The 18,869-nt window shown below is 65.8% G+C and carries 19 protein-coding genes, 2 tRNA genes and 1 pseudogene; 17 read left to right on the forward strand and 5 right to left on the reverse strand.

The window, feature by feature from the left end; translation table 11 throughout:
• Nucleotides 1-94 precede the first annotated feature (94 nt).
• From uvrC to QMO14_RS26855, 3 genes are read left to right on the forward strand one after another with little or no spacing between them, the layout of a single operon-like run.
• Entirely contained in the window at nucleotides 95-2,056 is a 1,962-nt protein-coding gene (gene uvrC / locus QMO14_RS26845; protein WP_301510900.1) for an excinuclease ABC subunit UvrC, read from the forward strand.
• A gap of 48 nt (nucleotides 2,057-2,104) precedes the next feature.
• Nucleotides 2,105-2,671: a CDP-diacylglycerol--glycerol-3-phosphate 3-phosphatidyltransferase gene (gene pgsA, locus QMO14_RS26850; RefSeq protein WP_093051202.1), complete on the forward strand. Its 567-nt coding sequence runs from the start codon at nucleotides 2,105-2,107 to the stop codon at nucleotides 2,669-2,671.
• Between the two features lie 4 nt (nucleotides 2,672-2,675).
• Complete coding sequence (locus QMO14_RS26855) at nucleotides 2,676-3,566, forward strand: DMT family transporter (RefSeq protein ID WP_301510902.1); 891 nt, start codon at nucleotides 2,676-2,678, stop codon at nucleotides 3,564-3,566.
• Between the two features lie 9 nt (nucleotides 3,567-3,575).
• Here the strand turns inward: QMO14_RS26855 and QMO14_RS26860 are convergent, their stop codons facing one another.
• Complete coding sequence (locus tag QMO14_RS26860; RefSeq protein ID WP_301510903.1) at nucleotides 3,576-4,544, reverse strand: LysR substrate-binding domain-containing protein; 969 nt, start codon at nucleotides 4,542-4,544, stop codon at nucleotides 3,576-3,578.
• A gap of 71 nt (nucleotides 4,545-4,615) precedes the next feature.
• Between QMO14_RS26860 and QMO14_RS26865 the strand changes: the two genes are divergently transcribed.
• The 6 genes from QMO14_RS26865 (at nucleotide 4,616) to QMO14_RS26890 (ending at nucleotide 10,024) form a co-directional block, all read left to right on the forward strand.
• Nucleotides 4,616-5,545, forward strand: coding sequence for an alpha/beta fold hydrolase (locus tag QMO14_RS26865; RefSeq protein WP_301510905.1), 930 nt, complete (start codon nucleotides 4,616-4,618; stop codon nucleotides 5,543-5,545).
• The gene (locus QMO14_RS26870; RefSeq protein ID WP_301510906.1) at nucleotides 5,542-6,627 is read left to right on the forward strand and encodes a tartrate dehydrogenase; all 1,086 of its coding nucleotides are present in this window, start codon (nucleotides 5,542-5,544) and stop codon (nucleotides 6,625-6,627) included. The genes QMO14_RS26865 and QMO14_RS26870 overlap by 4 nt, the downstream gene beginning before the upstream one ends.
• A gap of 222 nt (nucleotides 6,628-6,849) precedes the next feature.
• Entirely contained in the window at nucleotides 6,850-7,122 is a 273-nt protein-coding gene (locus tag QMO14_RS26875; protein WP_007830705.1) for an HU family DNA-binding protein, read from the forward strand.
• Between the two features lie 29 nt (nucleotides 7,123-7,151).
• A tRNA-Val gene (locus QMO14_RS26880) sits at nucleotides 7,152-7,227 on the forward strand.
• 75 nt (nucleotides 7,228-7,302) lie between these two features.
• Nucleotides 7,303-9,222, forward strand: a complete 1,920-nt coding sequence (locus tag QMO14_RS26885) for a SurA N-terminal domain-containing protein (protein ID WP_301510915.1) — start codon at nucleotides 7,303-7,305, stop codon at nucleotides 9,220-9,222.
• Between the two features lie 127 nt (nucleotides 9,223-9,349).
• A complete protein-coding gene (locus QMO14_RS26890) occupies nucleotides 9,350-10,024 on the forward strand; it encodes a histidine phosphatase family protein (RefSeq protein ID WP_301510916.1) in 675 nt (224 codons plus the stop codon).
• A 15-nt stretch (nucleotides 10,025-10,039) separates the two neighbouring features.
• On the opposite strand, the gene QMO14_RS26895 is transcribed toward QMO14_RS26890, so the two are convergent.
• Nucleotides 10,040-10,372: a hypothetical protein gene (locus tag QMO14_RS26895; protein ID WP_301510917.1), complete on the reverse strand. Its 333-nt coding sequence runs from the start codon at nucleotides 10,370-10,372 to the stop codon at nucleotides 10,040-10,042.
• Between the two features lie 68 nt (nucleotides 10,373-10,440).
• Nucleotides 10,441-10,689 (reverse strand): GlsB/YeaQ/YmgE family stress response membrane protein, encoded by a 249-nt coding sequence (locus QMO14_RS26900; RefSeq protein WP_019655888.1) that lies wholly within the window; start codon nucleotides 10,687-10,689, stop codon nucleotides 10,441-10,443.
• Between the two features lie 48 nt (nucleotides 10,690-10,737).
• On the opposite strand from QMO14_RS26900, the gene QMO14_RS26905 reads away from it, so the two are divergent.
• The 3 genes from QMO14_RS26905 to QMO14_RS26915 all read left to right on the forward strand — a co-directional run bounded on the left by QMO14_RS26905 (nucleotide 10,738) and on the right by QMO14_RS26915 (nucleotide 12,322).
• The gene (locus tag QMO14_RS26905) at nucleotides 10,738-11,538 is read left to right on the forward strand and encodes a YbhB/YbcL family Raf kinase inhibitor-like protein (RefSeq protein ID WP_301510918.1); all 801 of its coding nucleotides are present in this window, start codon (nucleotides 10,738-10,740) and stop codon (nucleotides 11,536-11,538) included.
• A gap of 77 nt (nucleotides 11,539-11,615) precedes the next feature.
• Nucleotides 11,616-11,691 (forward strand) — tRNA-His (locus QMO14_RS26910).
• A gap of 286 nt (nucleotides 11,692-11,977) precedes the next feature.
• Entirely contained in the window at nucleotides 11,978-12,322 is a 345-nt protein-coding gene (locus QMO14_RS26915; RefSeq protein ID WP_301510919.1) for an H-NS histone family protein, read from the forward strand.
• Between the two features lie 84 nt (nucleotides 12,323-12,406).
• Here the strand turns inward: QMO14_RS26915 and QMO14_RS26920 are convergent, their stop codons facing one another.
• A complete protein-coding gene (locus QMO14_RS26920) occupies nucleotides 12,407-13,393 on the reverse strand; it encodes an NADPH:quinone oxidoreductase family protein (RefSeq protein ID WP_301510928.1) in 987 nt (328 codons plus the stop codon).
• A gap of 128 nt (nucleotides 13,394-13,521) precedes the next feature.
• Between QMO14_RS26920 and surE the strand changes: the two genes are divergently transcribed.
• Genes surE through rlmD form a run of 5 tightly spaced genes read left to right on the forward strand, consistent with a single transcriptional unit; the run spans nucleotide 13,522 to nucleotide 18,500 of the window.
• Complete coding sequence (surE, locus tag QMO14_RS26925) at nucleotides 13,522-14,280, forward strand: 5'/3'-nucleotidase SurE (protein WP_301510920.1); 759 nt, start codon at nucleotides 13,522-13,524, stop codon at nucleotides 14,278-14,280.
• A gap of 1 nt (nucleotide 14,281) precedes the next feature.
• The gene (locus QMO14_RS26930) at nucleotides 14,282-15,055 is read left to right on the forward strand and encodes a protein-L-isoaspartate(D-aspartate) O-methyltransferase (protein WP_301510921.1); all 774 of its coding nucleotides are present in this window, start codon (nucleotides 14,282-14,284) and stop codon (nucleotides 15,053-15,055) included.
• An 11-nt stretch (nucleotides 15,056-15,066) separates the two neighbouring features.
• Nucleotides 15,067-15,969: a peptidoglycan DD-metalloendopeptidase family protein gene (locus QMO14_RS26935; protein ID WP_301510923.1), complete on the forward strand. Its 903-nt coding sequence runs from the start codon at nucleotides 15,067-15,069 to the stop codon at nucleotides 15,967-15,969.
• A 4-nt stretch (nucleotides 15,970-15,973) separates the two neighbouring features.
• Nucleotides 15,974-17,032: a sigma-70 family RNA polymerase sigma factor gene (locus QMO14_RS26940; RefSeq protein ID WP_301510924.1), complete on the forward strand. Its 1,059-nt coding sequence runs from the start codon at nucleotides 15,974-15,976 to the stop codon at nucleotides 17,030-17,032.
• Nucleotides 17,033-17,063: 31 nt separating this feature from the next.
• Nucleotides 17,064-18,500, forward strand: coding sequence for a 23S rRNA (uracil(1939)-C(5))-methyltransferase RlmD (rlmD, locus tag QMO14_RS26945; RefSeq protein ID WP_301510926.1), 1,437 nt, complete (start codon nucleotides 17,064-17,066; stop codon nucleotides 18,498-18,500).
• A gap of 31 nt (nucleotides 18,501-18,531) precedes the next feature.
• On the opposite strand, the pseudogene QMO14_RS26950 reads toward rlmD, so the two are convergent.
• Nucleotides 18,532-18,869, reverse strand: a pseudogene (locus QMO14_RS26950) (transposase); the annotation flags it as partial.

Genomic DNA, 18,869 nt, shown 5'->3' on the forward strand with positions numbered 1-18,869 from the left:
CCGCTCCATTGAAGGTTGAAGGGCGCGGCGCGGGAGCAAGGGTTTGCGCGCAGGCGCCCGCCGGGCCCGCATGCCGCGCGCCACAATAGCCGCCATGTCAGACGTGCATTCCGAACAACTGCTCAGCGAAGTCGCGGCACTGCCGCAACTGCCCGGCGTGTACCGCTATTTCGACGCGGCCGGGGCGGTGCTCTACGTGGGCAAGGCGCGCAACCTGAAGAAGCGGGTCGCCAACTACTTCCAGAAGAACCACGGCGGCACCCGCATCGGGCACATGATCTCGAAGATCGTGCGCATGGAGACCACGGTGGTGCGCTCCGAGGCCGAGGCGCTGCTGCTCGAGAACAATCTCATCAAGACGCTCAAGCCCCGCTACAACATCCTGTTTCGCGACGACAAGAGCTATCCCTATCTCAAGATCGCCTCGCACCAGTTTCCGCGGCTGGCCTACTACCGCGGCGCGGTCGACAAGAAGCACCGCTACTTCGGGCCGTACCCCAGCGCATGGGCGGTGAAGGAGTCGATCCAGCTGCTGCAGAAGGTCTTCCGCCTGCGCACCTGCGAGGACACGGTGTACGCCAACCGCACGCGGCCCTGCCTGCTCTACCAGATCAAGCGCTGCAGCGGCCCCTGCGTGGGCCACATCGGGCCCGAGGCCTATGCGCAGGACGTGGCCAGCGCCGAGGCCTTCCTGATGGGCGACACGCAGCTCGTGCTCTCCAAGCTCGAGCAGCGCATGACGGCGCATGCCGAGAAGCTCGAATTCGAGCAGGCGGCCGATCTGCGCAACCAGATGTCGGCGATCTCGCGCGTGCTGCACCAGCAGTCCATCGAGATCGCGTCCGACAAGGACGTGGACATCCTGGCCGTGAAGGTGCAGGGCGGCAAGGCCTGCGTGAACCTGGCAATGGTGCGCGGCGGCCGGCACCTGGGCGACCGGCCGTACTTCCCGGTGCATGTGGAAGACGCGGCGCAGATTCATCATGGCGAACTCGACGACGAAGAAGGCCTGCCGCTCGCCGCGGCCGTCTCGGTCGAGGTGCAGGTGCTCGAGGCCTTCATCGCTCAGCACTACATCGACGTGCCCGTGCCCGCCACGCTGGTGCTGAGCGAGCAGGTGAGCCGCGAGCTGATCGAAGCCATCTCGCAGCAGGCCGGCGCGCGCGTGACGGCGGTGTTCCAGCCGCGCGAGCAGCGCCGCCACTGGCTGGAGATGGCCGAGACCAACGCCAAGCTGCAGCTGGCCCGACTGCTGGCTGAAGAGGGATCGCAGCAGGCGCGCACCCGCGCGCTGGCCGATGCGCTGGAGCTGGCGTCGGACGACCTCGACAACTTCCGCGTCGAATGCTTCGACATCTCGCACACCGCGGGCGAGGCGACGCAGGCCTCCTGCGTAGTTTTCGAGCACCACGCCATGCAGAACAAGGAATACCGTCGCTACAACATCGAGGGCATCACGCCCGGCGACGACTACGCCGCCATGCGCCAGGTGCTGCATCGCCGATACGGCAAGCTGGCCGAGGCGATGGCCGCCGAGACCGACGCCCTGCCGCCGGGCGATGCCGAAAGCGACGGCAGCGAGGCGCCGCCCAAGCCGCGCACCGCCCGTATGCCCGACCTGGTGCTGGTCGACGGCGGCAAGGGGCAGGTCTCGATGGCTCGTGAGGTATTCGGCGAGCTGGGCCTGCCACTCTCGTTGATCGTCGGGGTCGAGAAGGGCGAGGGCCGCAAGGTCGGTCTCGAGGAACTGGTGTTCGCCGACGGCCGCGAGAAGGTCTACCTCGGCAAGGACTCGGCCGCGCTGATGCTGGTGGCGCAGATCCGCGACGAGGCGCACCGCTTCGCCATCACCGGCATGCGGGCCAAGCGCGCCAAGGTGCGGGTGGGCGGGAGCCAGCTCGAGGACATCCCGGGCATCGGGCCGAAGCGGCGGGCGCGCTTGCTGCAGCGATTCGGCGGCATCCGGGGCGTGGCGGCGGCGAGCGTGGAAGACATCGCCTCGGTCGAGGGCATCGCCTCCGACCTGGCGGAAGAAATCTACAAGGCGTTGCATTGAGCGCCTGACCCTCGCGAGGGGGCGGCGCGGCCATGACACAATCAAGCGATGTTCTGGACCCTGCCGACCATCATGACCTGGACGCGCATCGTCGCGATCCCTTTGATCGTCGGTGTGTTTTACCTCCCGATGGCCGAGCCGATGCGCAACCTGATCGCCACGGTCATGTTCATCGTCTTCGCCGCGACCGACTGGCTCGACGGCTTCCTGGCGCGCCGGCTCAACCAGACCTCGGCCTTCGGGGCCTTTCTCGATCCGGTGGCCGACAAGTTCCTGGTCTGCGCGTCGCTGCTGGTGCTGGTGCACCTGAACCGGGCCGACGTGTTCGTGGCGCTCATCATCATCGGCCGCGAGATCGCCATTTCGGCACTGCGCGAGTGGATGGCGCAGATCGGCGCCAGCAAGAGCGTGGCGGTGCACATGATCGGCAAGGTCAAGACGACCGTGCAGATGATCGCCATTCCCTTTCTGCTCTATGACGGGCGCCTGTTCAAGGTGATCGACACCGGCGTCTGGGGCCAGTGGCTGATCTGGATCTCCGCCGTGCTCACTATCTGGTCGATGGTGTACTACCTGCAGAAGGCCATTCCGGAAATCCGGGCCCGAACCAAATAATCAAATGACACCGGCAACCCCGGCCCGCGGCGCGGGCTGGCTGCGGGCGATGCCCGCGGTCTTCGTGCTGATCTGGAGCACGGGCTTCATCGTCGCGCGCTACGGCATGCTGTATGCGCCACCCCTCAAGTTCCTCGCCGTGCGCTTCGCCTTGTCGCTGGCCTGCTTCGCCGCGTGGGTCGCGCTGGCGCGGGTCGAGTGGCCGAAGCAGCGGGCCCAATGGGGGCATCTGGCCGTCACCGGCATCCTGATGCAGGCGGGCTACCTGGGCGGCGTCTGGGCCGCTGTGCGCGAAGGCATGGGCGCGGGGTTGGTGGCGCTGCTGGTCGGCATCCAGCCGGTGCTGACGGCCGTGTGGCTTTCCTTCACCGGCGGGCGCATCACGGGGCGCCAGTGGATCGGACTGGGGCTGGGTTTCGCGGGCCTGGTGCTGGTGGTGCTGCGCAAGCTGGGGCAGGGCGGCGAGGTCAGCGTGGAGACGATGGCGCTCGCTCTGATGGCGCTGGTCTCGATCACCGCGGGCACGCTGTACCAGAAGCGCTTCGTCGCGCCCTGCGACGTGCGCAGCGCGAGCGCCGTGCAGATGGTGGCTGCCGTGCTCGTCACCCTGCCGTTCGCGGCGCTGGAGACGGACAGCATCCAGTGGAACCTGCATTCCGGCGGCGCGATGGCCTGGTCGGTGCTGGCGCTGTCGCTGGGCGGCAGCTCGTTGCTCTACATGCTGATCCAGCGCGGCACGGCCACCGCCGTCACCAGCCTGCTCTATCTGGTGCCGCCCTGCACGGCGGTGATGGCGTGGCTGCTGTTCTCCGAGCCGATCACGCTGGTGACGGTGCTGGGCATCGGGCTCACGGCGGTGGGCGTGAGCCTCGTGGTGCGCAGCGGCGGCCGCTGAGCCGCCTTCCTATATCTGGCGCGGTCCGGCCTTCCCTGGCTTCCAGGGCTCGCTGCGGAACTGCTCGACGAGGTGGTCGACCAGCAGGCGCACTCGGCGCGGCGTCTTCGGCCGCCAGGGTGCGATCCAGTGGATGTCGGCTTCCGCCATCGCGTACTGCGGCAGCAGGCGCACGAGATCGCCGCTCGCGAGCTGGGTTGCGATGTCCCACAGGCTGCGCAGCATGATGCCGTGCCCGGCCATGCACCAGTCGCGCACCATCTCGCCCGAATTGCTGGCTAGCGGCCCCTGCACGCGCACGCGCGCCGTGCTGCCGTCGCGCGCGTGGCGCAGCGTCCAGACTGCGTGCTGGCGCTGGCCGGCGGCATCGCCGTTCTCGCGCGCGACCAGGCAGTCGTGCGAGGACAGCGCCTCGATGGTGGCCGGCGTGCCCCGGCGCTTCAGGTAATCGGGCGAGGCGGCCAGCACACGCTGGTTGCGCGCGATGCGCCGCGAGACCCAGTCGGCCGCGTGGCGCTGCTGCACGGCCCAGAGCCAGACCGCGCCGTCATAGCCCTCGGCACCGAGGTCGGGCAGTTGTTCGGTGAGCACCAGTTCGATCCGCAGCGCGGGATGCCGGGCCTGGAAGGCGGCCAGCGCCGGCCCGAGCCAGAGCCGGCCGAAGCCGAAGGTGGCGGCGAGGCGGACGGTGCCGGTCAGCTCGTTCTGTCGCTCGCCGAGTTCGCTTTCCAGCGCGGCGAAGCCGTCGAGCAGCGCCCGCGCATGCACGCAGACCGCTTCGCCTTCGGCCGTGGCGCTGAGGCGCCGGGTGGTGCGGTCGAACAGCCGCTGGCCCAGGCGCGCCTCCAACGCGCCCAGCCGCTTGGTGACGACGGACGGCACCACGTCGAGCGTGGCCGCCGCGCCCGCGAGGCTGCCCTGGTCGCGAATCGCCAGAACAAGTGCCAGGTCGCTTCTTTCCATCGATGGTTGATTCATGCCAGATCGGAAAGTATGAATTGGCCGATTGTTGCTTGATGGCTGGCAGGGCGCAACGCACAATCGTCGCCGTGACGGCCTCTTCCTTTCTTTCCTTCCCCACCTTCGACATCGAGCGCAACGGCGTGCGCATTCACGGGCGCATCGGCGGGCAGGGGGCTCCCTTGCTGCTGCTTCATGGCCATCCGCAGACGCATGCGATCTGGCACCGCGTGGCACCGGCGCTGGCGGAGCGATTCACGCTGGTGGCGGTCGACCTGCGCGGCWATGGCGATTCGGGCCGGCCGGCGGCGGATGCCGAGCATGCGGTCTACAGCAAGCGCGAGATGGCGCTCGACGCGCTCGCCGCGATGCAGCACCACGGCTTCGAGCGCTTCGGCATCCTGGCGCACGACCGCGGTGCGCGCGTCGCGCATCGGCTTGCGATGGACCATCCCGAGGCGGTCGAGCGCATGCTGCTGCTCGACATCGCACCCACGCTCGCGATGTACGAGCAGACCTCCGAGGCCTTTGCCAAGGCCTACTGGCACTGGTTCTTCCTGATCCAGCCGCCGCCGCTGCCCGAGGCGCTGATCGCTTCCGACCCCGTGCGCTACGTGCGCGGCGTGATGGGCGGACGGCACGCCGGCCTCGCGCCCTTCGCCCCGGGGGTGCTGGCCGAGTACGAGCGTTGCGCCGCCATCCCGGGCACCGCCGAATCCATCTGCGAGGACTACCGGGCCTCCGCCACCATCGACCTCGTGCACGACCGCGCAGACATCGCCGCCGGCCTGCAGTTGAAGCAGCCGTTGCGCGTGCTGTGGGGAGAGCACGGCGCGGTCGGCAAGGCCTTCGACGTGCTGGGGCTGTGGCGCGAGCGCGCCTGCGACCTGTCGGGCCGCGCGCTGCCTTGCGGTCACTATGTTCCCGAGGAGGCCCCGGACGAACTGCTCGCCGAGGCCCTGGCCTTCTTTCCTCTTCTTCCATCTTCGCAACACGCACACGCAGGAGACATTTCATGAGCACCCACAGAATCGCAGTCATCGCCGGAGATGGCATCGGCAAGGAGACCATGCCCGAGGGGCTGCGTGTGCTCGATGCCGCGGCGCGCAAATTCGGCATCGACCTGAAGTTCGAACACTTCGACTTCTCGAGCTGGGACTACTACGAGAAGCACGGCCAGATGCTGCCCGACGACTGGAAGGACCAGATCGGCGGGCACGACGCCATCTTCTTCGGCGCGGTCGGCTGGCCCGAGAAGATTCCTGACCACGTGTCGCTCTGGGGCTCGCTGCTGATGTTCCGCCGCGAATTCGACCAGTACATCAACCTGCGTCCCGCGCGCCTGATGCCCGGCATCATCGCGCCGGTGGTGCGCCGCGACGGCACGCCCCGCGAGCCCGGCGAGATCGACATGTACATCGTGCGCGAGAACACCGAGGGCGAATACTCCAGCATCGGCGGGCGCATGTACCAGGGCACGCCGCGCGAGATCGTGGTGCAGGAAACGGTGATGTCGCGCGTGGGCGTCGACCGGGTGCTGAAGTTCGCGTTCGAGCTCGCGCAGTCGCGGCCGAAGAAGCACCTGACCAGCGCCACCAAGTCGAACGGCATCTCGATCACCATGCCCTACTGGGACGAGCGCGTGGCCGAGATGGGCAAGAGCTACCCTGGCGTCAAGCTCGACAAGTTCCACATCGACATCCTCACCGCGCACTTCGTGCAACGGCCCGACTTCTTCGACGTGGTGGTGGCGAGCAACCTGTTCGGCGACATCCTGTCCGACCTCGGGCCGGCCTGCACCGGCACCATCGGCATCGCGCCGAGCGCCAACCTCAATCCCGACCACACTGCGCCGTCGCTGTTCGAACCGGTTCACGGCTCTGCGCCGGACATCGCCGGCAAGGGCATCGCCAACCCGATCGGGCAGATCTGGTGCGGCGCGATGATGCTGGAGTTCCTGGGCCACAAGCAGGCGCACGACGCCATCCTGTCGACCATCGAGAAGGTGCTCGCGCCCCAAAGCGGAGCACCGCGCACCCCGGACATCGGCGGCACGGCCAGCACCTCCGACCTGGGCAAGGCCATCGCCGATGCCCTTTGAGAGCCTTTGAAAAAGGACTTCACGAAACGCCCCTAAAATCGCGCGCTCCGCTGCTCGGCATGGCCTCGCGTCTTATTGACACCCTGCAGACCAGTGGTTGTAATCCTCGCTGGCAGCGCGCTGCCGAGGCGTCAGGCCTGCCAGGTTCTTGTGTCGCACCGTTTGCGGCCAGGTCGCAGCTGACGGAAGCCGACCAACTTTTTTCTTCTACAAGGGGCCCTTGTGAACAAGACCGAACTGATTGAGCACATCGCAAAGAACGCCGACATTTCCAAAGCCGCAGCGACCCGCGCGCTCGAATCCACCATCGGCGCCATTCGTACCACGCTCAAGAAGGGCGGTTCCGTTTCGCTCGTCGGTTTCGGCACTTTCGCAGTAGGCAAACGCGCGGCCCGCACCGGCCGAAATCCCCGCACCGGCGACGCGATTAAAATCAAGGCTGCCAAGATCCCGAAGTTCCGTCCCGGCAAGGCGCTGAAAGACGCGCTGAACTGAGGCGTTAGACTCGGAGAGTATTTCCGGTGGGGTGCTTAGCTCAGTTGGTAGAGCGGCGCCCTTACAAGGCGTAGGTCGGGGGTTCGAGCCCCTCAGCACCCACCACCACCGATGCAAAGGCGAACCACAAGTTCGCCTTTTTTATTGCCGTCCGACTGCTGTCGAAAAGAGTGTCCAAGCATGTTTGATACCTTCCGCAAGTACAACAAGATCGTGATGATCATCTTGTTCTTGCTGATCATCCCGTCGTTCGTGTTGTTCGGCGTCGAGCGCTATCAGGGCTTCGGCCGCGACGAGAAGGTTGCGCGCATCGAAGGGCACGACATCACCAAGCCCGAGTGGGATCAGCAGCACCGCGTCGAGACGGATCGCATCCGCCAGCAGTCGCCCAACGTCGATCCGACACTGCTCGAGTCCGATGCCTTGCGCTACGCCACGCTCGAGCGCATGGTGCGCGACCGTGTGCTGGCCGCAGCGGCCGCCAAGGCCAACATGACTGTGTCCGAAGACCGCCTCTCGCGCATCTTCGCGCAGGACCCGGGCCTTGCCACCTTCCGGACGCCCGATGGCAAGTTCGACCGCGAGACCTTCCAGCGCGTGACCGGCCGCACGCCCGAGCAGTACGAAGCTTCCGTGCGCGCCGACATGGCGACGCAGCAGGTGCTGCTGGGCATCTCCGGCACAGCCTTCACGCCGCCCGCATTGGCCGCGACCACCATCAACGCCTTCTACGACACCCGCGAGATCCAGGTCGCCCGCTTCACCCCCGACGCCTTCGCCTCGAAGGTGACGGTGAGCGATGCCGATATCGAGACCTACTACAAGGACCACACGGCGCAGTTCCAGGCACCCGAGCAGGCCAACATCGAATACCTGGTGCTCGACCTCGACGCGGCCAAGAAGAACGTCGTCGTGAACGAAGCCGATCTCAAGACCTACTATGAGCAGAACGCCTCGCGCTTCGGCACGAAGGAAGAGCGTCGCGCGAGCCATATTTTGGTCGCTGCGCCGGCCAGCATGTCTGCTGCTGATCGCGAGAAGGCCAAAGCCAAGGCGGAGCAGTTGCTGGCCGAGGTGAAGAAAGCACCGAACACCTTTGCCGACGTGGCGCGCAAAAGCTCAGATGATGATTTGACGGCCAAGAGTGGTGGTCAATTCGATATGGGACCAAAGGGCAGTCTCGTGGCCAAGCCGTTGGACGACAAGGTGTTTGCGCTCAAGAAGGGCGAGATCAGTGACCTGATAGAAACCGAATTCGGTTTTCATATCGTCCAACTCAATGACATCAAGCCTGCCCAAGTGCCGCCCTTCGAGCAGGTGCGCGCGACCATCGAGAACGACATGCGCTCGCAGCAGGCCACGCAGGAATTCGCGAAGGCCGCGGAGACCTTCACCGACGCGGTCTACCAGACGCCCGACAGCCTCAAGCCGGCGGCCGAGAAGCTGAAGCTCACGGTCCGGACCGCCGACAACGTGACGCGCACGCCCGCGCCGGGCGCCACCGGCCCGCTGGCGAATCGCAACTTCCTGAGTGCGCTGTTCACAGCCGACTCGCTCGAGCGCAAGCAGAACACTGAAGTGATCGAAGTCGGTCCCAGTCAACTCGCATCGGGCCGCGTGACGAAGTACACCGCGGCGCATCCGGTGCCGCTGGCCGATGTGAAGGACAAGATCCGCGCACAACTGGTCGCCGAGCGCGCCGCCGTGCTGGCCAAGGCCGAAGGCGAAGCGAAGCTCGCCGCGTGGACCACGAAGGCTGATGGCGCCACCTTCGGTGCGCCCGTGACGGTGTCGCGCCGTGATGCGCAATCGCAGCCGCTGCCGGTCATCGACGCCGCGCTGCGTGCCGACGCCTCCAAGCTGCCTGTGCTCGTGGGCGTGGACCTGGGCGCGCAGGGCTACACGGTGGTGCGCGTGACCAAGGTGGTTCCGCGCACGCCGCCGCCGGCGGAGCTTGCGAAGCAGGAGCAGATGCAGGTTGGCCAATCGATCGCCGCAGCCGAAGATGCCGCCTACTACAACCTGCTGAAGGACCGTTTCAAGGCAGAGATCCTGGTGCCGAAGCCGGCTGATACGCTGCCGCCTGCGGCAGGCCGCTGACGGACGCTCCGCTGCGAGCAAGCAAGCGGGCAAGGCCCGAGCCGATGGCTCGGGCCTTTTTCGTTGCCGCGCGAACAGGTCGCACGAGGGACAACCGGCGCCTTCGCTTCTTGCCAGAATTCCGCGCATGGGAACCCTTTATCTCGTGCGCCACGGGCAGGCCAGCTTCGGTTCTGCCGACTATGACAATCTGAGCGAACTCGGGCATCGGCAGGCCGTTCGCCTCGGTGAATACTGGCGTGAGCGCGGCATGCGGTTCGATGCCGTCATCACCGGCACGTTGAAGCGCCATCGCCAGACCTGGGAGGGCATCGCCAGGGGGCTCGGTCTGGAGCGCGATGATGTGCTGCCGTGGCCGGGCCTCAACGAGTACGACAGCGAGGCGGTCATCGCCACCATCCACGAAGGCAAGCTGCAGAAGCCCGACACGCCCGAGATGTACCGACATCATTTCCGGCTCCTGCGCGAAGGCTTGAGCGCCTGGATGCAGGGCAGGACCGCGCCGGTGGGCATGCCCAGCTATGTCGACTTTCTGGCCGGCGTGACGACGGCCCTCGACCACGTGCGCGACCGGCACCATGGCGCGAAGGTGCTGGTGGTGTCGAGCGGAGGGCCGATCAGTACGGCCGTGGGCCATGTGCTGGGCACGAGCGCAGAGACGACGATCGAGCTCAACCTGCGCATACGCAACACCTCGGTGACGGAGTTTGCCTTCACGCCGAAGCGGCATATGCTGGTGACCTACAACACGCTGCCGCATCTGGACGGCCCGGCCTATGAGGACTGGGTCACCTACTCCTGACGAGCCGATCGGGCGTCAGGCCTGCCAGACGCCGTAGCCCGCCTTGCGCAACGCGATGCCGAGGTCGACTTCCATCAGGCGCGCGTCCTCATAGGTCATGGGGTTGTAGCGCTCGTAGAGTGCGGGCAGCAGGCGTAGGCCGAATTCCTGCACGAAGCTGTTGGCCTGGATGCCGGCCTTGTGCTTGTCGAAACGGATGTCGGGGTCCAGGCCGGTCATGCCGACGTAGACGAAGGGCTTGCCGAGCTGGTAGTCGGGATTGGCGCGCCTGAAGCGGGCGTTGTTCCATACACGGTCGTCCAACTCGACCACATACACATGATGTTTGGCGCGTGCTTTGCGGGGCATCGCCGCAAGGCCGTGCGCGCGAGGCGGCACGGCCCATTCTCCCTATTGCTATTTCTTGCGCCGTCCGGTCAGCTCTTGCGCTTGATCATGCCGTAGATGAAGAGCAGCACGATCGCACCGAGCACCGAGGCGATGAAGCCGGCACCCTGTCCGGCGGTGTACCAGCCCAGCGACTGGCCGACGTACGTGACGATCAGCGAGCCGGCGATGCCGATGATGGTCGTGACGATGAAGCCGGCGGAGTCGTCGCCCGGCTTGACTGCCCGTGCCACGAGACCCACGACGAACCCGATCAGGATAGTCCAGACGATGCTCATGAAGATATTCCTTTGGTGTGGTGAAGTGGGGGGCGCTGGCACTGCGCCATGCTCGTTCGCGCGGGCCGCAAGCATGATAGCGGAGCGATGCGCGTGCTGACGGTGGCGCCGCGTGTCGACCGGCGCACTCGAGAATTTGTACCCGACTTCGCGACACAACTGCTGCGCTGCGTCCTACAGGTTCGACATCGGTGGGGCGGCTACACCAGTTGCATGCTGGAAAAACTGCCGGAAGTCATCGGCCAGGCATTGCAGGGCGTGCGTGCAGGCTTGGACAACATCGTCTTCAACACCCTTGGCATGCGCGAAGGGATGGGCTCGGTCGAGTTGGCCAGCACGGCCTTCGCCGACCATGCGCCCTTGCCAGCGCGTCATACCGCCGACGGCGAAGGTGTTTCGCCGCCGCTTCAATGGAGAGGCTTGCCAGCGGGGACGGCATCGCTGCTGCTGATCGTGGAGGACGCCGATTCGCCCACGCCGAACCCGCTGGTGCATGCCATCGTGGTGGAGTTGGAGCCAGAGAATGGGACGCTGGTCGAAGGAGCCATTCCCAGCCAGGACAATGAAGGTGCGCCGGGGCTGCATGTCGGGCGCAATTCGGCTTTGCAGACGCTCTGGCTACCGCCCGATCCTCCGCCGGGACATGGTGTTCACCGGTACGCGTTCCAGCTTTTTGCGCTTGGACTCAACACTGCTTTTTCGGAAACCCCCGGAAGAGACGAAGTCGTCGACGTCCTGCGCGAACATGCCATCGCCAGCGGCCTACTGGTCGGCACTTACGAAAGATCCGATGGCGCGATAAAGATTCCGAACGTAGAGCCTCAGGGCGGATCGGCGATGGCAGTGTGAAATGTGGCTTTCGAGCCTCTTTGTGGACTGGTGCCGTCGAAATCGCGATTTTTAACGCTACAATCGTAGGCTCTGCGGTGGCTGTAGCTCAGCTGGTAGAGTCCCAGATTGTGATTCTGGTCGTCGTGGGTTCGAGTCCCATCAGCCACCCCAAAATATCTCCTTTGTGCTATTGCGCAATAGCACATTCAAAGGAACAAAAACGCCGGGTTTGTCCCGGCGTTGTCTTTTTCGGCCGCCGCATCTATGCGGCCTCGCGCCCGAACCGAAGTCCTCTTTTCCCCCTGTTGCCCACCTATAACCCGCTTCGTAGCCGTCGCTTTACGTTGCGGGTTGTTGCACTAATGCAATGCGGCACGATTTTTTCGACCAGCAAGGCTCTTGTGCCAAATGTAAACTGAATTAAAATCGCCCCGTTTTCAATTTCTGGAGTCCAAGAATGGCTTCGACCCTTGCCGATATCAATTCCCAGATCAAGAAGCATGACGAGCAGATTGCGCAATTGCGCAAGCAGGCCGAAGACCTGCGCAACCAGGAACGCTCAGGCGTGATCGAAGAGTTGCGCCGGAAGATCGCCGAATACGGTTTGACGGCTTCTGACCTGAAACTGACCGGCCGTGCAAATGCCGCCAAGCGAAGCGCAAGTGCCGCTCCTGCCAAGGCTGCCGCCAAATATCGCAGTCCGACCGGCGAAACCTGGTCTGGAGGCCGCGGCCGCAAGCCGCGCTGGGTGACCGAGGCATTGGCAGCAGGCAAGTCTCTTTCCGATTACGAAATCAAGTAAGTGCCCTTGTTTTCGCTGGGCAAGTGCCCAATAAAAAAGCCCGCATGAGCGGGCTTTTTTATTGGGTGTTGAAGAGCTTCGCGCTCAGTTCACCATCACCAGTTTCCCTTTGACGCCGCGCGAACCCATGTGGGCGTAGGCGGCCTTCAATTCCGCCATCGGCATCGTGCTGTCGATCACCGGCTTGATCTTGCCCTGGCCGTACCACTGCGCCAATTCGGCCATCATCTGTGCATTGGCCTTGGGCTCGCGCTTGGCGAAATCGCCCCAGAACACGCCGACGAGCGAGGCGCCTTTCAGCAGCGTCAGATTCAATGGCAGCGATGGAATCGGCCCCGATGCAAAGCCGACGACCAAATAACGGCCGCGCCATCCGATGGAGCGAAAGGCCGGCTCCGCAAAATCGCCGCCGACTGGGTCGTAAATGACATCCGGTCCTTTGCCGTCGGTCGCGGCCTTGATGGCGTCGCGGAAACCGTTGGGCAGCGCATGCGTCGTGTAGTTGATCGTCGCATCGGCACCGATGGAGCGGCAGAGCTCGCACTTCTCGTCGGTGGAAGCCGCTGCGATCACCTTGGCGCCGGCCGCCTTCGCTATCTGGATGGCCGCGGTGCCCACTCCGCCAGCGGCGCCGAGCACCAGCACGGTTTCGCCGGCCTTCAGTTGGGCCCGGTCCATCAGCGCGTGCCAGGAGGTGGCGTAGATCATGATGAACGCGGCCGCGTCGACATGGCTGAAGCCGTCGGGCAGAGGCATGCACAGCGCCGCAGGCGCCAGCGCATGGGTGGCGAAGCCGCCAGTGCCGGAGAGGCACGCCACGTTCTGCCCGACCTTCAGGTGCGTGACGCCTTCGCCCACCGCCTGGATGACGCCTGCGTACTCCGAGCCCGGAACGAAGGGCAGCGGCGGCTTCATCTGGTACTTGTTCTGCACGATCAGCAGGTCGGGAAAATTCAGGCTCGCCGCCTTGATCTCGATGAGCACCTGGCCCGGGCCCGGGGTGGGGGTGGGCAGTTCCTTCCAGGTCAGCGCGTCGACGCCGACGGGGTTTTCGCAAAGCCATGCGTGCATGCCAGGGGTCTCCTTCAGACAGGTAATGTTGGGGCAATGACTGCGGGCATGATAGGGGCCGCGGCGGGGCGGGCTTGTCCCTGCTGCGACGCACCCGAAGCCTACAATCCGGTGCATCCAGAAGCACCATGAAGATACTTATTTCCAATGACGACGGCTTCCAGGCGCCGGGCATCGTCGCTCTGCACGACGCGCTCAAGGACATCGCCGAAGTCGAAGTGGTCGCACCCGAGCACAACAACAGCGCCAAGTCGAACGCGCTGACACTGGCGGCGCCGCTGTACGTGCGCGAGGCGCACAACGGCTTCCGCTACGTGACCGGCACCCCGGCCGACTGCGTGCACATCGCGCTCAAGGGCCTGCTCGACTACCGGCCCGACCTGGTGGTTTCAGGCATCAACAACGGTGCCAACATGGGCGACGACACCATCTATTCAGGCACCGTCGGCGCGGCAATGGAAGCCTATCTGTTCGGCATCCCCGCCATTGCCTTCTCGCAGATCGAAAAGGGCTGGGCCCACGTGGACGCGGCGGCACAGGTGGCGCGGCGCCTTGTGCAACAGATCGAGCGCGAGCGCATGCACGAAGCCGGCGCCTTCCTGCTCAACGTGAACGTGCCGAACCTGCCTTTCGACGAGTTGAAGCCCGTCAAGGTCTGCCGCCTCGGCCGGCGCCATGCGGCGGAGAAGGTGATCACGCAGGACAGCCCGCGCGGCGAGACCATGTACTGGATCGCCGGTGCCGGCGGCGCCAAGGACAGCGGCGAAGGCACCGACTTCCACGCCACCGCGGCCGGCCACATCGCGCTGACGCCGCTGCAGATCGACCTGACCGATCACGCCAACCTTGGCCAATGGCGCGAGACGGTGGCCCGTCTCGGCAACTGACATGGCCACGCAGCGGCCCAGTTTCCCCGTGCGCCTGACACCTACCGCTTCGGCGGCTACGCGCGGGCGTATGCCTGCCGCGCCGGTCAGGCCGGTGGTGCCCTCGACGCCGTCGATGGCGTCCGATGCCGTGCGTGCGCGCATGGTGCAGAAGCTCGCGGCACAGGGCATTTCCGATGCGCGCGTGCTGCGCGCAATGGGCGCCGTGGAGCGCCATCGCTTTGTCGACAGTGCGCTGGTCAATCAGGCCTACGAAGACACCAGCCTGCCGATCGGGCTGGGACAGACCATCTCCAAGCCCAACGTGGTGGCGCGCATGATCGAACTGCTGATGGGCGCGCCCGCGCTTGCCGGGAAGCCCGATGGCAAGCTGGGCAGGGTGCTCGAGATCGGCACGGGCTGCGGCTACCAGGCCGCCGTGCTGAACCATGTGGCGACCGAGGTCTACAGCATCGAGCGCCTGCGTGGGCTGCATGAGCGGGCACGTGCCAATCTGAGGCACTTCCGGCTCGCGACCGTCCACCTCATACTGGGCGACGGGATGATCGGCTATGCCAAGGGCGCGCCCTATGCCGGCATCATCGCCGCGGCGGGCGGCGAGGCAGTGCCCGAGGCATGGCTCGAACAGCTTGCCGTGGGTGGCCGCATCGTGGCGCCGACTCACTCCGCAAAGGGTGGGCAGGCCCTTGTCGTCATCGACAAGACGCCCCGTGGACTGGAGCGCCTCGTTCTTGAGGCTGTTCACTTTGTCCCCCTAAAATCCGGAATCGCTTGAAGGAATAACAAATGCAGGGTTTTGGCAATCGGAGTTGGTTCGCTGGCGTCACGTTGGCCTTTGTGCTGGTGATCGCAGGCTGTTCCACACCTCGCGGGCCGGCACCAGTCGAAGACCGCGGCACCATGACGCGCGCGCCAGCCGCGGCAGTGCCCGGCGGCCCGCCGATCACCACCGACGCCAACGGCAAGCCGCTTGCCGGCATCGAGAACTATGGCAAGCCCGGCTACTACGCCGTGCGTCCCGGTGACACGATCCGCCGCATCGGTGCCGAAACCGGCCAGCGCTGGCAGGACATCGTCCGCTGGAACAACCTCGACAACCCCGACCTGATCGAAGTCGGCCAGGTGCTGCGTGTGATCCCGCCTACCGGCTCGGGTACTGCCGTCGCGGTTGCGCCGGCAACGTCCTCCGACGGTGTGGTCACGAAGCCGGTGCCTACGCAGCCCGCGGTGGTGCCTTCGACGCCGGCCAGCGGCGCGACAAAGCCGTCGGCTCCGGTCACGGCTTCGCCGGCCAGCCCTGGCAGCGGCGGTTCTGGCGATGAAGACGTGGGCTGGATCTGGCCTGCCAGCGGCACGCTGATCGCAGGGTTCGACGAAGCGAAGAACAAGGGCTACGACATCGCCGGCAAGGCTGGCGACCCGGTGCTTGCCGCCGCCGATGGTCGCGTGGTCTATGCGGGCGCGGGCCTGCGCGGCTACGGCAACCTGATCATCCTGAAGCACAACAACACCTACCTCACGGCATACGCGCACAACCAGACGCTGCTCGTGAAGGAAGACCAGTCGGTTCAGAAGGGCCAGAAGATCGCCGAAATGGGCAACAGCGATGCCGATCGCGTGAAGCTGCATTTCGAGATCCGCCGCCAGGGCAAGCCCGTCGATCCTTCGCGCTACCTGCCCAGCAGGTGATGCCATGGCTGCCTCCCGCCCCCGCCGCACGCAGTTGCCTGTGCGCGGGTCGGCGGGCAGTGGCGGCAGATCGCCTTCCAGCAATGGAGACCGGAAGTTCGCTGGCGGCCGCGAGAAGACTCCCGGAGAAGACGCAGACCCGGTAGATCCACCACTGGTGGATGCCATGGCGTCTGCCAACGGCGCCGCGGGTGACATGGTCGGCGGCGAGGGCGCGGATGCTCTGACCATCTACCTGCGCCAGGTCCGGCGCACCCAGCTCTTCACACCCGCGCAGGAGTATGAGACCGCATGCGCCGCACGCGCCGGCGACTTCGCCGCGCGGCAGTCGATGATCGAGCACAACCTGCGGCTGGTGGTCAACATCGCCAAGGGCTATCTGGGGCGGGGCGTGCCGCTGTCCGACCTCATCGAGGAGGGCAATCTGGGCCTGATGCACGCCATCACCAAGTTCGAGCCGGAGCGCGGCTTCCGCTTTTCGACGTATGCGACCTGGTGGATTCGCCAGTCGGTCGAACGCGCGGTCATGACGCAGGCCCGCGCGATCCGGTTGCCGGTGCACGTGGTGCGCGAGTTGCAGCAGGTGCTCAAGGCCCGCCGCACGCTCGAAGGCGATGCCGATTTCCTGGCGCAACGCCCGGACGGCGTGCGGGTGGAGGACATCGCGGCGCTGCTCGGGCGCGATGTGCAGTCCGTGGCTGAACTCCTGGCCCTGTCCGAAGCTCCGCGGTCGCTGGATGCGGGCGACTCAAGGGGAGACGAAGGCTTCACGCTGGCCGATACCGTGGCATCCGAAGACGAGCAGGGCAGTCCGACCGACGTGGCGCACACGCGGGAGGTGGAGCGCCTGCTCGACCAGTGGGTGCACGCCCTCGACGCACGCGAACGTGAGGTGCTGGAGGGGCGCTACGGCCTGCACGACCGCGAGCCCGAAACGCTGGAAGTGCTGAGCGTGCGCCTTGGCCTCACGCGGGAGCGCGTGCGCCAGATCCAGAACGAGGCGCTGGCCAAGATGCGGCGCCAGCTGGCCCGCTCCGGAGTGGGCCGCGACGCGCTGTTCTAGGGGCTTCCGGCCACGCTGAGACAATCGGGGGATGACGGAATCCATCGAAGAAAAGAAAGTCCCCACGAATCCCGGTGAAGAATGGCTGAAGGTCGAGTCCCTCGACCTCGATGCGCAGGGCGTGGCGCACAAGGCCGACGGCATGGTCGTGTTCATCGAGGGCGCGCTGCCTTTCGAGGAAGTGCAGTTCAACGTCCACCGCCGCAAGAACAACTGGGAGCAGGGCACGGTCACGGCCATCCGCCGTGAGTCGTCGCAGCGGGTGCGCCCGGGCTGCCCGCATTTCGGCCTGCATACGGGCGCCTGTGGCGGCTGCAAGATGCAGCACCTGGACGCTGCCGCCCAGGTGGCGGTGAAACAGCGGGCGCTGGAAGACAACCTCTGGCACCTCGGCAAGGTCAAGCCCGAGAACCTGCTGCGGCCGCTCGAGGGCCCGGCCTGGCACTACCGCTATCGCGCGCGCCTCTCGGTGCGCCATGTGGTCAAGAAGGGCACGGTGCTGATCGGATTCCACGAGCGCAAGAGCCGCTATCTGGCCGACATGCAGGTCTGCCCGGTGCTGCCGAAGCAGGTCAGCGAGATGCTGATGCCGCTGCGCGAGCTGATCGGCTCGATGGACGCGCGCGACACCTGCCCGCAGATCGAACTGGCCTGCGGCGATGCGCCCGACTCCACGCGGCTCGGTACGATCGCGCTGGTGCTGCGCCACCTCGAGCCGCTTTCGCGCGCCGACGTCGAGCGCCTCCAGGCTTTTGCAGCGAAGAACGAAGGCGTGCAGTGGTGGCTTCAGCCCAAGGGTCCGGACACCGTGAAGCTGCTGGAAGAGGGCGGCGCGCCGCTGGCGTACCGCCTGCCGGAGTTCGGCGTCACGATGCCGTTCAAGCCCACCGATTTCACGCAGGTCAATCCGCACATCAACCGGGCGCTGGTGGGCAAGGCGCTGCGCCTGCTCGACGTTCAGCCGGACGAGCGCGTGATCGACTGGTTCTGCGGTCTGGGCAACTTCACCTTGCCGTTGGCCAGCAAGGCGCGTGAGGTGCTGGGCATCGAAGGCAGCGACACGCTGGTGGCGCGCGCGACCGACAACTTCAACAGAAACCAGGCCGCCACCCCCGCGCGCCGCGCGCTGTCGCCCGCGACCTTCGTGGCGCGCAACCTGTTCGAGATGACGCCGGCCATGCTTGTGGCCGACGCCAGCGCCGACAAGTGGCTGGTCGATCCGCCGCGCGAAGGTGCGTTCGCGCTGGCAAAGGCCATTGCCGATCTGCATCAGCAGCCCGAACTGCGCACCGATGGCTGGACGCCGCCGAAGCGCATCGTGTACGTGAGTTGCAACCCGTCGACGCTGGCGCGCGATGCGGGGCTGCTGGTGCATCAGGCGGGCTATCGCTGCACGTATGCGGGGGTGGTCAACATGTTTCCGCACACGGCGCACGTGGAGTCGATTGCGGTGTTTGAACTGGAATGAAATAAGGGCCCCTCGGGCCAATGCCGCTCAGTTAATTCTGAGCGGCATTTTTCTTGATGAGGTACTGCGTCTTGGTCATGCGAACGGCGCGAGGATATCGGCGTTCGCTGCGGCGGGGTGGAAGGACGAAGCGGCGGATGTTCTGGCGCATGGCGCGCAGCTTGGCGGGGATCGCACCGGGCGCAGTGCTGCTCGAACTCCAGAGCCACTCGTCGACGATGTAGCGCAAGGCCGTGATGAAGCTGATGCGACAAGGCTCGAGCTTGGCTTCGTCGGCGATGCGCGTGATTTCCAGACGGATCAGGTTGTACATCAGCAGGGTCGCCCACAGTTCCTGCTCGACGCCGTCGGCCAGCTCGCCGAAGCCGT

The sequence above is a fragment of the Variovorax sp. CAN15 genome, assembly GCF_030462475.1.
In the GTDB taxonomy this organism is placed as follows: Bacteria; Pseudomonadota; Gammaproteobacteria; order Burkholderiales; family Burkholderiaceae_C; genus Variovorax.